General features: G+C 34.3%; 11 protein-coding genes and 2 pseudogenes. 11 read left to right on the plus strand and 2 right to left on the minus strand.

The features are described 5' to 3' along the window. Positions 1-3 precede the first annotated feature (3 nt). Genes acear_RS04765 through pyrE form a run of 3 tightly spaced genes read left to right on the plus strand, consistent with a single transcriptional unit; the run spans position 4 to position 2,342 of the window. On the plus strand, positions 4-801 hold the full coding sequence (locus tag acear_RS04765; protein WP_013277880.1) for a dihydroorotate dehydrogenase electron transfer subunit: 798 nt from the start codon (positions 4-6) through the stop codon (positions 799-801). Continuing rightward, a complete protein-coding gene (locus tag acear_RS04770) occupies positions 794-1,711 on the plus strand; it encodes a dihydroorotate dehydrogenase (RefSeq protein ID WP_013277881.1) in 918 nt (305 codons plus the stop codon). The genes acear_RS04765 and acear_RS04770 overlap by 8 nt, the downstream gene beginning before the upstream one ends. A 58-nt stretch (positions 1,712-1,769) precedes the next feature. Beyond that, positions 1,770-2,342 (plus strand): orotate phosphoribosyltransferase, encoded by a 573-nt coding sequence (gene pyrE, locus acear_RS04775; RefSeq protein ID WP_013277882.1) that lies wholly within the window; start codon positions 1,770-1,772, stop codon positions 2,340-2,342. A 114-nt stretch (positions 2,343-2,456) separates the two neighbouring features. Here pyrE and acear_RS04780 read toward each other — a convergent pair whose 3' ends face one another. After that, positions 2,457-2,870, minus strand: coding sequence for a hypothetical protein (locus acear_RS04780; protein WP_013277883.1), 414 nt, complete (start codon positions 2,868-2,870; stop codon positions 2,457-2,459). Between the two features lie 243 nt (positions 2,871-3,113). Between acear_RS04780 and acear_RS04785 the strand changes: the two are divergent. From acear_RS04785 to acear_RS04820, 7 genes and pseudogenes are all read left to right on the plus strand, one after another. Beyond that, positions 3,114-3,395 (plus strand): annotated as a pseudogene (locus tag acear_RS04785) (tyrosine-type recombinase/integrase); the annotation flags it as partial. Between the two features lie 283 nt (positions 3,396-3,678). Continuing rightward, a complete protein-coding gene (locus tag acear_RS04790; RefSeq protein WP_013277884.1) occupies positions 3,679-5,820 on the plus strand; it encodes an ATP-binding protein in 2,142 nt (713 codons plus the stop codon). A gap of 2 nt (positions 5,821-5,822) precedes the next feature. Continuing rightward, complete coding sequence (locus tag acear_RS04795; protein WP_013277885.1) at positions 5,823-7,211, plus strand: DNA double-strand break repair nuclease NurA; 1,389 nt, start codon at positions 5,823-5,825, stop codon at positions 7,209-7,211. Between the two features lies 1 nt (position 7,212). After that, on the plus strand, positions 7,213-8,322 hold the full coding sequence (locus acear_RS04800) for a DNA methyltransferase (protein ID WP_013277886.1): 1,110 nt from the start codon (positions 7,213-7,215) through the stop codon (positions 8,320-8,322). Positions 8,323-8,682: 360 nt separating this feature from the next. Further along, positions 8,683-9,729, plus strand: coding sequence for a Fic family protein (locus tag acear_RS04805; RefSeq protein ID WP_013277887.1), 1,047 nt, complete (start codon positions 8,683-8,685; stop codon positions 9,727-9,729). A gap of 778 nt (positions 9,730-10,507) precedes the next feature. After that, positions 10,508-10,630: pseudogene (locus acear_RS04815) on the plus strand (MerR family transcriptional regulator); the annotation flags it as partial. Between the two features lie 117 nt (positions 10,631-10,747). Continuing rightward, positions 10,748-12,256, plus strand: a complete 1,509-nt coding sequence (locus tag acear_RS04820) for a transposase (RefSeq protein ID WP_013277889.1) — start codon at positions 10,748-10,750, stop codon at positions 12,254-12,256. 494 nt (positions 12,257-12,750) lie between these two features. Here the strand turns inward: acear_RS04820 and acear_RS04825 are convergent, their stop codons facing one another. Next, entirely contained in the window at positions 12,751-13,203 is a 453-nt protein-coding gene (locus acear_RS04825) for a cupin domain-containing protein (protein WP_148217675.1), read from the minus strand. Between the two features lie 257 nt (positions 13,204-13,460). Here acear_RS04825 and acear_RS04830 point away from each other — a divergent pair, with 257 nt between their 5' ends. After that, on the plus strand, positions 13,461-14,324 hold the full coding sequence (locus tag acear_RS04830) for a formylglycine-generating enzyme family protein (RefSeq protein WP_013277891.1): 864 nt from the start codon (positions 13,461-13,463) through the stop codon (positions 14,322-14,324). Positions 14,325-14,399: the final 75 nt, after the last annotated feature.

The raw sequence follows: 14,399 nt of genomic DNA on the forward strand, positions 1-14,399 counted from the left end.
GAAATGTCCAGACAGATTAACGGAGATATTTTAGCCAATGAACGGATAAATGAGTCTGATTATAGATTGGTGCTGTCGCTGCCGGAGATTATTGATGAGGTCAAGCCGGGCCAGTTTCTGCATGTTAAATGCGGCCCGGGAGTAGACCCGCTCTTGCGGCGGCCGCTCAGTATTCATCAGTGTAACCGAGATAAAGGAGAGATAGTACTGCTCTACCGTGTCTTCGGTAGAGGAACTGAGCTGTTGGCTACAAGAGAGGTTGGCGAAGAGCTGGATATCATGGGACCGTTAGGCAACGGCTTCGATTTAACAGAACTTAAAGAGAAGATTTTAGTCGTCGGTGGAGGTATCGGTTCGGCCCCGCTGATGGCTCTGATTGAAAGGTTAGTTAAGCTGAACAAAGAGGTAACGGTGCTGATAGGAGCCCAAAATAAAGAACAGCTGCTCTGTCAGGATGAGTTAACAGATCTACCGGTGGACTTCAAGACTGCTACTAATGACGGCAGTGCTGGCTATGAAGGCTATGTAACGGGGCTTTTAGAGCAGGAACTAGAAGCGAATGAATATGAACAGATCTTTGCTTGTGGACCAACACCGATGCTAAAGGCTATGCAGCCTTTGGTTAGCAAGAAAAATATAGAGATGCAGCTTTCGCTGGAAGAGAGAATGGGCTGTGGAACTGGAGCCTGTCTTTCCTGTGTTTGTAAAGTGAAAGTAGAAAATGAAGAAGGCTTTGAGTACCGCAAGGCTTGTACTGACGGTCCGGTCTTTAAGGCTAGCGAGGTGATTTTTGATGAGTAAGCCAGATTTAGCAGTGGATCTTAACGGTTTAGAATTGAATAATCCGGTGGTTACGGCTTCGGGGACTTTCGGCTTCGGAGAAGAGTATGAGGATTATGTTGATCTGGATAGATTAGGTGGAGTAATGGTGAAAGGTACTACTCTAAAGCCTAAGCAGGGTAATCCTACACCGCGGATTGCGGAAACGCCGGCCGGTATGCTGAATGCTATCGGTTTACAGAATCCAGGCGTGGAGTACTTTATCGATGAGATTCTGCCGAAGATTAGAGATTATGAGTTTCAGACTATCGTCAATATGTCGGCTAATACCGTCGAGGAGTATCAGGAGCTGGCTGAGAAGCTATCACAGCCGGAGGGCATAGCTGCATTGGAGGTTAATATTTCCTGTCCCAATGTGAAGAAGGGCGGCCTGGCTTTCGGTACTGAACCTAAGATGGCAGCCGGCGTAGTCAAGGCAGTAACGGAGAATACTGATCTGCCGGTAATTACGAAGCTGTCGCCGAATGTAACGGATATTACGGAGATAGCCCAAGCAGTAGAGGAAGCAGGCAGCGATATTATCTCTTTGATCAATACTTTGGTAGGAATGAAGATAGATATCGATACCCAGGAGCCGATTTTAGCCAATACTATCGGCGGGCTATCAGGACCGGCGATTAGGCCGGTAGCTGTAAAGATGGTCTATCAGGTAGCCCAGGCTGTTGATCTGCCGCTTATCGGGATGGGCGGAATTATGAATAGCCGCGATGCTGTGGAGTTTTTGCTGGCAGGAGCTAGTGCTGTTTCAGTAGGTACGGCTAATTTCAGCAATCCCGGAGTGACGATGGAAATTATTGATGGAATTGAGGAATATTTAAGTGAGTATGGATGTGACTCAGTGGAAGAAATAGTTGGTAAAGCAATTAAGTAGATAAATTGTTGCAGTTTAAGTATCTTGTGTCAAACGAAACCAATAAGGAGTGATAGATATGGATGAAAAGAGAGTAAGAGAGATATTCAAGAAGACTGGTGTACTGCAGGAAGGACATTTTAAGTTAACTTCGGGTAAGCACAGTGATCAGTATCTACAGTGTGCGCAGGTGTTTCAGTATCCGAAGTATGTAGAGGAGTTATGTGAGGAGTTAGCCAGCCGATTTGATGAGCAGGAGATTGATCTAGTAATTGCTCCGGCTATCGGCGGTATTATTATGTCTTATGCTATGGGAACGGCATTGGGCAAGAAGACTATCTTTGCTGAGCGTGAAGATGGAGAGATGACTTTACGCCGCGGATTTAGGATCAATGAAGGAGATAAGGTTCTGTTAGTCGAAGATGTAACGACGACTGGCGGTTCGGTTCGGGAAGTAATCGATGTTGTTGAAGAACGCGGCGGTGATCTCGTAGGCGTCGGTATCTTAGTTGACCGCAGCGGCGGTGAAGTGGACTTCGGTGTTCAAAAAGAGGCTTTACTTACTGTAGATGTAAAGGCATATGAGCCAGAGGAATGTCCATTATGTGAAAAGGAACTACCGATCGATAAGCCGGGTAGCCGAGATATATAATATAGTGATAGATTGATCACAAGGGCCCCTTAATTGGGTGCTCTTTTCCTTTTTAATATGTAGTCCCTCACAATTAAGATGATTGTGAGGGGAAGGAAGTTAAAGTAGTTTTATCTATTTTTCCTCATCTTTTTCTCGAGTTTCATCGTCTAGAATATCATTGATCTCATCATCCATTACATCGTTACCTAATGCATCATCATTCATCACATCATTATCAGTTACGTCATCTACATCATTATTCAGGATTTCATTACCCATAACATCATTTCCGGCTAATTCTTCATCCATGACGTCGTTACCGAAGGCTTCATTAGCAAATTCTTCATCAGCTAGTGGTTCATCAGCCAGCAGATCTTCATTTTCTTCATCAACTGTTCCGACTCCAGGTACTACTTCTTCGGCAGCTTCCTCATCGGCTGGATCGAAATTTTCTGTTCCATAATTTCTTAGTGTTTCAGGCTCTTCATTTTCTTCCTCTTTTTTATTACGAATATCCAGCTCATCTTCTCGTTTGTCTTTTGTCATATTTATCTTTACCTCCTTACACAACTTAGTATATGAAAAATTGCGGAAAAGATTTATAGGATTTTCTGTTAAGTATGCAATAGAATTGTTTGGAGTATAGATTTTAAGAGTAAAACTTATTTATCACATTTTGGAAGAAAGAGGTATTTAATTTGATATTAAACAGGAATGATGTATTTAATTATCTAATTATATTATAGAATCTTTTTGTGATAATGGAATTTTTTAACAAGAGGGCGGTAAAAAGAACCGCTTTTTCCAGGAGGTAAGGAAGGGACTCATTTAACGGAGCGTTCTGTACAGCGAGTGTTTAAAAAAGCCTGTAGGAAGGCTGGGATTAAGAAAGAAGTAGGGATTCATTCGTTAAGACATTCTTTTGCTACTCATTTACTAGAAAGGGGGACTGACCTAAGATATATTCAAAAATTATTGGGGCATAAGAACTTAAAGACTACAGAAAGATATACACATGTCAGCAAGAAGAATCTTGAGAATATTCAGAGTCCACTGGATTACTTGGATTAGAATAGGAAGGGAAATGAATTTTTATAGATAATGAGTGTTCACGACAGACGTAAATACTGAAATATAGTGAGTGTTTGCGACACTGTTTCGTGATATATCTAAATATGGAGTATTTGTGACACCAAGGATGAAAGAAGGAGTGTCGTAAATATCAAAGTTATGCGAAATACAACATAAATCATTTGTAATTATTGGTATATTTGTTTGCTGTTTTTTCAAACTTTTGATATTATGATAATATATAGTATCTTTTAAAAACTTTTGATTATGAGGAGGGAATAATTTGGAAAAAAATGATTTGGAAATAAGTATGGAAGAAGATGTAGAGAATTATAACAATAAAAAAGCTGCAGAAAAGTTTAGTGAATTAGTACAAAAAGATCAATATGTAGGTGAAACTTATTCTATTAATTATGAAACTATAAAAGTAGTAATTAGTGATTATTTTAGGAAACAAGTTGGGGGAATATCTAGTTTGAGTTTTTTGATAGCAACAAGAGTTGATCCAGAAAAAGAATATATTGATTTTAAGCGAGAAGATAGTTCAATTATATTATTAAGAGTTCTTGATGCAACTGATACACCAGAAAGTAATGAAAAAGAAGCTTTAAGACATGAAATTGCACGGAGAGTTAGTGGAGAAAATAAATTTTGGGATAGTGAAGATGCAATGGACCATAAAACAAGAGAGTTTTTGGCTTCTTCAGCTCTTGAATGCAGAATTATTGGGACATTTTATTTAGAAGAAGCTCTTAAAGAAGCCAAAGGAAAATTACAATTAAAGTTTGGTTGTGATATTTCTAATTTTTATCCAAATAAAGGATTAAAGGTTTATAAGCCTAATGGCGAAGCGTTAGAAAAAATTATAAATTATATTGATCCAGAAACTTTGAAAGAACATTATGAGGAGTATGAGAATAATTCTAAAGTTAGATTAGGGAATGTTAGATATGCTTCTACTAGAAGAAAACATCAAAAAATTGATAATGTACCAGTTTATATGTATCCAACAGACCTATTGACCCAGAAAACTGCATTGTTTGGTATGACTAGAACTGGAAAATCAAACACAACTAAAATAATAGCTAAATCAGTTTATGAATTAAGATATCCGGATTCAGAAGAAGGAGAACCTTTAAGAATTGGTCAATTAATATTTGACCCTAATGGAGAATATGCTAATGAAACGGTTCAAGATAGGGGGTCTTTGAAAAGAGTATGGAAATTAAAAGAAGATGCTAAAAGAGAAGATGAAGTTGTAACATATGGTTTAGATGATCATCCTGATGACCCCCATAGAAAACATATGAGAATTAATTTTTTTAAACAGGAATTACTTCAACAAGGAAAAGATATAATAAATAATATTTTAGAAGATGAAGGTGCACAATATATAAGGAATTTTGTTAATGTAAGATTTGAAAAGCCTAATAAAAATGATTATGAGGATGATGAGTTTTGGTCATATTTAGTAAGATATAGAAGAAGAGTTCTTGTTTATCAAACTTTATTAAAAAAAGCAGGATTTAATGAAGGTTATTTTAAACCTAAATTAAAAGTAGGAAAGACTCCATTTTTTAATAGTGATATATTAGAAATAATGAGTAATGTAGAATTAAATAATACTAAAAAACAAAATTTAATAAATAGTGCTGCAGAAACATTATCAAAAGAAAATCCGTCTTGGGGAGCTTTAGCCTCCGCATTTGAAGGTTTATTTTATTTCATATCTGATACAGAAGCTTATATTGATTATAACCAAGATTATATAAAAGAATCAACAACAGGAGAAGGATGGGCTGATTCTGATTTAGAGAGATTGTTAGAAATGTTTGTATATTCAAAGGGAGCTAATTTAATTGGGAAAGCAGAGGATTATCATTCTTTTGGTATGGATGAAGATTATGCTGAAGAAATTTATAATGATTTAGTTGAAGGCAAATTAGTTATTGTTGACCAAGCTACTGGAGACCCTGAAATTAACAAAAACGTTTCAAAAAAAATAATGTGGAAAATTTTCAGAGAAAATCAAAACAAATTTAGGCTTGGAAATAAACCAGATCATATACTTGTTTATTTGGAAGAAGCACATAATCTTCTCCCAGCAGGGACTGAAACCGATATGCAAGATATTTGGGTTAGAACAGCAAAAGAAGGAGCAAAATACAATATTGGAATGATATATGCCACCCAAGAGGTTAGTAGTATTCAAAAAAACATTTTAAAAAATACAGCAAATTGGTTTATTAGTCATCTGAATAATACAGATGAAACTAAGGAATTATGTAAGTATTATGATTTTGAAGATTTTGAAAGATCAATAAGGAGAGCACAAGACAAAGGGTTTTTGAGGGTGAAAACATTAAGTAGTTTCTTTGTAAAACCTATTCAAGTGGATTTGTTTGAAATTGAAGAGGGGGAGTAGTGATGGGGTTTGAAAATGAATTTGCCAGTTATGAACCGCTAAGAAGAATAATGTCTAGTGAAAAGGTAAAAAATTTACAAAATAGATTCAAAAGAAGGCAAAGAGAAAATGAAGAATTTGATAATTTTATAAGAGATGAAACAATATTAAAAGATGATTTGAATAAAGATGGATGCCTACCAAATAAAATTATAGCAATAGATGGCAGTAAACAAGCAGTCAAAGCTGAAAACGGATTTCCTGGATCAGAATTTGGATATATAACAATTGCTTCTGTTTTAATATTTGTAGATAAAATTAGAGAACTTGAGCAACGTGAATTCATTCATCCCCAAGAATATAGAGAAACAGAAAAGGCAACTTCGATAGATGGTGTATTACCAGGATGTAATATAATAGTTGATAATGAGAAAACTGCGAAGGAATCTTTTAGAAAAATATTATATGAAGAATTAAAAGATTATAAAGTTTTTTCAGATTGTGAAACATTATTAGAAACTTATGAATATATTTTAGAATTGAAATTAGAAGATGAAAAAGAAAATAATTCTAGTGCTCCTAAAAGTCCTATTGGGAGTGTTGATAAAGAAATGACTTATGGGTTTGGGGAGTATAAATGTCCACATTCTGGAAAGACTCTTTATTCAACCGATGCTTTAAGATTACATGAATTAATGAAAAGTGGTGGTACTAATGGAGAACTTTATGGGCAAGTCATGCAGACTTTTGAGAAGTTATTTTTAGTTCATTTATTAAGGTCATTTGAACAAAAAGGATGGGTGTCTATTTTAGATGAGATAGCTTTTGTTTTAGATGGTCCATTAGCTGTCTTTAGTGCTTCATCTTGGCTTGCAAAATATATAAGAAGAGAAATAAACAGGATTAATAAAAAACAAAAAAAGTTTAGTAATAAAGATATGATTATATTTGGTATAGAAAAGTCAGGTATGTTTGTTGATCATTTTATAGAAGTTGATAGAGAAATTTATAATGAGGAAAAAGATAAAAGAGAAAAATTAATTCCTAATCAATCATTATTCTTAATTGATGATAAATATATTAAAGATAATATTATTTTTTCAGATGCCAAAAAACAGTATGGTTCAGAAACATATTTTGGAAGAAAGTTGTTTTATAAAACTCAAAATGGATATCATTTAGTTCCTGTAATAATCTCTTATACCCAAGAACAACTAGATTTATCAAAAGCTAAGGTTAATCAATTTCCTAGATTAGCAGATGTTTTATCAATATTAGATGAACTTGTTTCAGTAAGATATCCAAATTCTTTAACTCCTCTTATATCTGCTCATTCAGAAGCTGCTATACCATTGAATTTAGGAGAGAAAGTTTTTGAAAAAATAGCAGAAGAAATAAAGGAGAAAAATTAATATGAATAATTATAAAAAATATTTCAATGGATATAGTACACCAGAATCTAGGTGGTCAAGATTTGGTCCATATTATGCAATGTTTCCACTTGAGTTTGCAGCAAAAGTAATTACTAATCATTCTGAAAAAGGAGATTGGATATTAGATCCATTTCTTGGAAGAGGTACAAGTGTTTATGCAGGTAGTATATTAGAAAGAAAAGGATTAGGAATTGAAATAAATCCAGTAGGTTGGGTATTTAGTGTTGTAAAATTAAATCCTGCTCCTATAAAAGATGTATTGAGAAGATTAAAAGAAATATGTTCTCAAAAAGAAGAATATAATAAAAAGATACTTGAGTTACCTGAATTTTATGATTATTGTTTTTGTGATGAGGTTTTAAAGTTTTTATTATCAGCAAAAGATAATCTTAATTGGAAGGAAGATTTAGTTGACGCAACTTTAATGGGGTTTATATTAGTTTATTTACATGGGAAGATTGGCAGTAACCTATCGAATCAAATGCAAAAAACAAAAGCAATGGGATATGATTATTCTATTAATTGGTGGATCGAAAATAATTATTCTGAGCCACCAAAAATAAATCCTTATGAGTTTATGAAGAAAAAAGTTAATTGGAGATATAAAAAAGGTCGTCCTCAGACTGAAGAAAGTGAGATTGAACTTGGTGATAGTACAGTTATTTTGCCTGAGATTGTTGATGATAATAATAGAAAATTTTCTTTGCTATTAACTTCTCCTCCATATTATGGTGTAACAGATTATTTTATAGATCAATGGTTAAGATTATGGATGCTTGGTGGTAGTGCTAAGCCGAATTATTCAAGTGATAAACACAAAGGTAGATTTTCTTCTAAAGAGAATTATTATAATCTTTTAGATACAGTTTTCAGTAATGCTTCAAAAGTTATGAAAGAGAAAAGTGCTATTTATGTTAGGACTGATACTCGAGAGTTTACATTTAAAACTACTGTTAATATTTTGAAAAAGAATTTTCCTGACCATCAAATGAAAATAGAGGGAAAACCATATAATAGTAGAACCCAAACTGAAATATTTGGACAAAAGTCTAATAAGCCTGGAGAAATGGATATAGTATTAAAAAAATAGACAAATTATATTGATTATAATAAAGAGCTTCCAGAAAATGATGGAGGCTCTTTGTTATATGATGTTGTACTTCGCATAACAGCAGATTAACAACATCCCAGCTAATGAGCATAAATGAAGGTTGGGGTAACATTAACATAAGGTTTTAGTTTTAATCAGAGTTTAGGAGCATTAATGGGGACGTCGTGAATCTGCGGGACGTTAGCCGACATGCCTCTATAAACATGTTCATATTTTCTTAAACGTATTCATTGATAGTTTAAATGAATATTTTTATGGTAAAGTGAATAGGTTTGTGGTATAATAAATATTGTCATAAAACTATTAAATGAATATGTTTATAGAGAGGTGAGTATATTTATGATGTCATTTAGAAATGAGAAGTTAAAAAATGAAGAAGTTCCTATGGATATTGTGAAGTTGATTGGAAAAATAAATGAATATAAGGGAAAACAAAATTTATATTTAGATCAAGCTCCACAAGTATTAGAGAAATTGAAAGAAGTAGCAGTTGTTCAAAGCACTAAAGCTTCGAATAGTATAGAAGGAATAGTTATTACTGATAAACGATTAAAAGAAATAATGCAAGATAATACTGTACCTGAAGATCGTTCTGAAGGGGAAATTGCCGGATATAGAGATGTGTTAAATACAATTCACACTTCTTATGATGCTATTCCCATAAAGCCAAATATAATTTTACAATTCCATAGAGATCTATATAAATTTGTTTCTCCTGAAGGTGGAAAATGGAAAAATCAAGATAATGTTATTGAAGAGATATTACCTAACGGAGAAAGATATGTGAGGTTTAAACCTTTATCTGCAGCCAAAACGCCAGCAGCTATTGAAGAATTGTGTAATTATTTGAATAGAGAAATGAAAGAGGAAAATATTGAACCTTTAATTTTGATAGGTGCTTTTGTATTAGATTTTTTAAGCATTCATCCTTTTAATGATGGAAATGGCAGAATGGCAAGATTATTAACACTACTATTATTATACAAATATAACTATAAAGTTGGAAGATATATAAGTTTAGAAAAAGTTATAGCGAAAAGCAAATCAAACTATTATGAGGCTTTAAATAAATCTTCTGTAGGTTGGCATGAAGGAGATCATAATATTTTTATTTGGTTAAATTATTTTTTAGGGACGTTATTAGCAGCGTATAAAGAGTTTGAAGATAGAGTAGGATTAGTAAGAAATAAAAAAGGAAATAAAAGTTATAGAGTCGAACAAGCTATTAAAAGTACATTAGGAAAGTTTGAAAAAGGAGATATAAGAAATGCTTGTCCAGATGTTTCAGAATCTACTATTAATAGAGTGTTTAAAAAATTAAAAGAAGAAGGAGTAATTGAGTTATTAGGCAAAGGTAGAAATGCTAAATGGAAGAGGTTAGAATAAAACCAGAGGCACGATCGGCTAACAGCAGCTTAGCGGTGCGTCTTGGCAGGGCGTGTGTTCTAGTGGGTGTAAATCCCATCAGGGTAAAGGTTAGCTATCAGCTCTGTATCGAGTCTTGGAGAGATTACGGTAACGTAATCTTTTAAGCGTAGACAGAAAGTTAGCAAGGTAGAATCGTCTGAATTGGTTTGTCAGCGGTGAATGGTATTGAGCCTCGAAAATAGTGTACCTAATGATGATGGCCGAAGCTGTCGCTAAGGTGGAAGGCATTATTTAGCTATGCGGTTTGGCAAGCATAGTTAAACACTCTCCGGGGTCTAAGGCCCTACCTCGCTAAACATTAAGAACATACGGAAATCCAGGGATCTCCTACGTAGGTCTTTCTTATTTAGTCATAGACTAGATTTTCTGAGAAGAGAGTATGTCTGATGAGCTGAAGAGGTGAAGAGGGCAAATGCCCGTAGGAAGTCGGATGCTTCCATAGTATCAGAGAAGCCGGTAATTCTGGTGGAGAGAAGGGTAGCAGCAGATCTTGGGACTGCAAATAAGGGACACACCTCCTGGACTCTGAACCAGGATAAGGGTGAGAACAGAACTTATTTGCATAGCATGAATAATTTATGTGAAGAGGCCCACTGGGGAGCCGAATGCTTGAATTGGGCACGTTCGGTTCTGAGAGGGGTTGAATAACAGTTTGTTTAAATTTTATTAATATTACTTATTATTATTTGATAATAAGTAATATTTTTGTTATAATATGGATAAATGAGGTGGTTAAATGAAGTTATCTGTTAAAGAGGCAGCTGACTTTTTAGGTGTTGCAAAATCTACTTTAAGGCGATGGGATAACGAAGGTAAGCTAGTTGCTGATCGAACTGAAGGCGGACATAGGAGATACCCTTATTACAGTCTTTTCAGCTAAATTATATGGTAGTCGAAGTAGTAAAGCTAAAAAAATTAAAGAGACTAATAAAGAACTATTTGATTAGTCATATGAGCAAGATAAGGAGGTGGTCTAATGCTTAGAACTAGCAAAATTAGGATTATTGACCAAGAATTTAAAGAGTTTGCTATCGAAAAAGTATATCTGACCAGACATTTCGAAAATATGCTGCTGATTTTACTAGAACAAGACTACAAACAAGAGATCGGTGATAGAAAGTTAATTTCCAATCCTTATGTAATGAGAGCAGTAATTAGGGATACCAAAGGCGGTCAATATGCTGATAAGGTTTCTTATATTAAAGATAAATATCAAGACCATGGCTTAATGCAGGATTTAATTAAAGTAGGTAAACAGCTTAAAAAAGATAATCTAGTCATGACTATGCGTAAAGTTAGAAAGGATTTTAAGTCTTTCTACACTAAAGTTAAGAATGGTGATAACTCAGCTAATCCACCCAAACCTAAGAAATTATCTAAAATGAATAGTTACACTTTATTAATTGATAACGATAAAGGAATGTCACTAGCTTATCTTAAGAAAGGACAGAATAAGCTAGGAATTACTCTTGATCATGATGAAGGCAGAAAATATCTCTATATTGACCATCAAGCTGTTAGAGATATAGTTGGTGATTTAGATAATATCCAAAGTGTTAATTTACAATACTCCAATGGTGAATTATATTTGTTGATTACTTACCATCAAGAAGTTGATACTAACAATGATAGACCGCATAAACTTGCTGGATTAGATATTGGAGTCGATAATCTAGCAGCTATCTATATAGAAGATGGAGCTAGTCCTAGTTTGATAGTAGATGGCAAGAAGTATAAAACTTACAATAGTAAATTTAACCGCCAGATAGCTCAAATATCTAATAGTATTGATACCTGCAAGTTAGAATCCAGAAAGAACTATCTTCGCAAATATAAAAGTTATTTATTTGAAAAAAGAAATAGGTTCTTCTATGACCAGTTTCATAAAGTTAGTAAGCGGCTTTTAGAATATTTAGACCAACATGATGTAACCGAACTTGTTATTTCAGATAATCTTAATCATTTAAAGAATAATGGTAACTGCAAATTACAGAAGAAAACCAAGCAAAACTTTATTCAAATTCCATTTGGCAAACTATTAGACTACTTAAAATATAAAGCTAAAGAGTATGGAATTAAAGTTACTGTTGTAAATGAAGCCTATACTTCAAAATCAAACTCTTTTACTAATGAGATGCATAAAGTTAAGTCATTGCAGCAAAAGATTGATAGTTTAAAAGCTCAACAGAAACAAATTGAGTCTGATATTAAATACCAACAATGCCAATGCTTAATTGATGCTTACCAAGATTTATTAGATAAATACAACTATCAAGGTAAGCGAGTTAAGCGAGGATTATACCTTGATTATATTAATGATTTAGCTATGCACAGCGACATTAATGGAGCTAGAAATATTGCTAAGTTAAGCTCTAATTATCAAAAGAAGGATTGTAATAATCTTAAAAAGTTATGTAATCCCATTAAAGTAGAAAATGACTATCAATTTTGTCAATTATTAAAACAAGATAAACAAGCAGCTTAAAAGCACTCCCGAGTCTATGTTATATGGATAGGGATAGTGGGTAAGGACATCGGAATTTTGATGTCAACGCTGTGGTCTGATTAAATAGGTGAGTTTATGAGTAAGTTTGAGCAAAATTAATCAGATATAAACCAGCGGTATACACCAACTAACTAGGAAGTGAATATTGTGATACTCACAGACGAAAGGGTGAGCAAACCGAGAACACAAACATCAGCCTAAGTTAAGGCACCAGACTTCGACCCTACAGGTGACAGTGCAACCAGCCTTTGAAATAATAGGGGTAAGCTGTATTCTGGGCTGTTTAAGTAAGCCTTTCATTCTATTTGGAATGACTTTATCTTTCGATTCTAGATAAAAAGTTAATATCCAATTTTATAATCAAAAGAGGTCTTGGGTTATCGAAAAGAAAAACATTGAAAGGTTCATGTACGGTTCTTATGGAGGGAAAGGGCCGTAAGGCCCTTACATAAATCTTATATTAGTAAGAAATTTTAATATCTGTGGTGCTCTTCAGCATCTTCTTTAGTTTCATGAAGTGTACCACGTGGATGCTCAGGTGGGGCATAAATAGAGTACAATTTAAGCGGTGTACGACCTGTATTGATCATATTGTGCCATTTACCAGCAGGGATAAATATTGCATAGTCATCATAGACTTTTGCTTGAAAATCAAACTGATTTTTTCTATCTCCCATTTTAATAATTCCTTCCCCTTGTTCAACGCGGATGAATTGATCAAGATCAGGATGCATTTCTAAACCTATTTCATTACCAACCTTGATGTTCATCAAGGTAAGTTGCAGATATTCTCCTGTCCATAAAGCGATACGATAATAATTATTTCGCTTAGTAGCCTCTTCAATATTAATCACAAAGGGACATGGCCCATAATCCTTTGGGGGAGGAAGTATATAATCATCATTCATGTTAATCACTCCTTTCATATGCTTTTTGATATTATATGTTATATATTTAGAGTATGTTCTTAGATTAATAGAAACTCTATGGATTTTCTCTTACTCTAACAGAGATAACTTCTGTCCTGAGAGACATTCCATTAATTATGCGAAATAAAATAGTGACACATCAACCATGTTATGTTATTATAGCAAGTAGTCACGAACTCAATAAAGTACGTGATTAAAAGTTTCGATATATATTTTATCGAAAATGGAAAATAACATAACAGGAGTGATAATTAATGCCAAAGAAAATGTTGATTATTGTGCTTGCTTCAGTTTTAAGTTTAGGCTTGATTGGTTGTGGTAATGATGATATAGCAGAAAATATTGATGTACCAGAAATGGTATTAGTAGAAGCAGGAACGACAAGCGAGGATAATGGTTCAATAACAGTAGAAGAAGACTTTTATATCGGCAAATATCATGTAACTCAAGCAGAGTTTGAAGAAGTGATGGGCTTTAATCCTTCATTGTTTGATGGTAATCTATTGTTTGGTGGTAATCCATATCATCCAGTAGAGAATGTAACTTGGTATGATGCAGTGAAGTATTGTAATGAGTTAAGCGAAGCAGAAGGATTAGAAAAGTATTATGAGATAAGCTACATAGAATACTTAGAAGATGATGGTGAAGATTGGCAGCATTCACAAAGTATAGGTTCAGCGAAAGTAGAAGAAAATGAAGGGGCAAATGGATATCGACTGCCGACAGAAGTTGAATATGAATATGCAGCTCGCGGAGGTAAGAATGGAGAAGCAACAACTTATGCCGGTAGTGATAATATTGATGAGATAGCTTGGTACTGGAGGAATTCAGGTGATGAATATTTAGATGGTGATTATAACTATAATTTTGATAGAATAGAAAATAATAACTGTAAAACACATCCAGTAGGAGAGAAACAGGCAAATGAACTTGGCATATATGATATGTCAGGTAACGTGTGGGATTGGACTAACACGCTCTCTGACGGCCCTTATCCAGTTGAGCGCGGTGGTAGCTGGAGCTACGACGCCGGTTCCTGCGAGGTGGACTACAGGTACAGCTTATCTCCGTCCACGGGCGGTAGCTTTCTCGGTTTTCGTCTTACCAAGACGAGGTAGGAATTTGGGTTCTGTAGGATTCACAATGAAGGAATAAGTATCTGAGTAGTGAAATAGTTAATATGAAATAGGAGT

Origin of the sequence: Acetohalobium arabaticum DSM 5501, assembly GCF_000144695.1 — a bacterium.
In the GTDB taxonomy this organism is placed as follows: domain Bacteria; phylum Bacillota; class Halanaerobiia; order Halobacteroidales; family Acetohalobiaceae; genus Acetohalobium; species Acetohalobium arabaticum.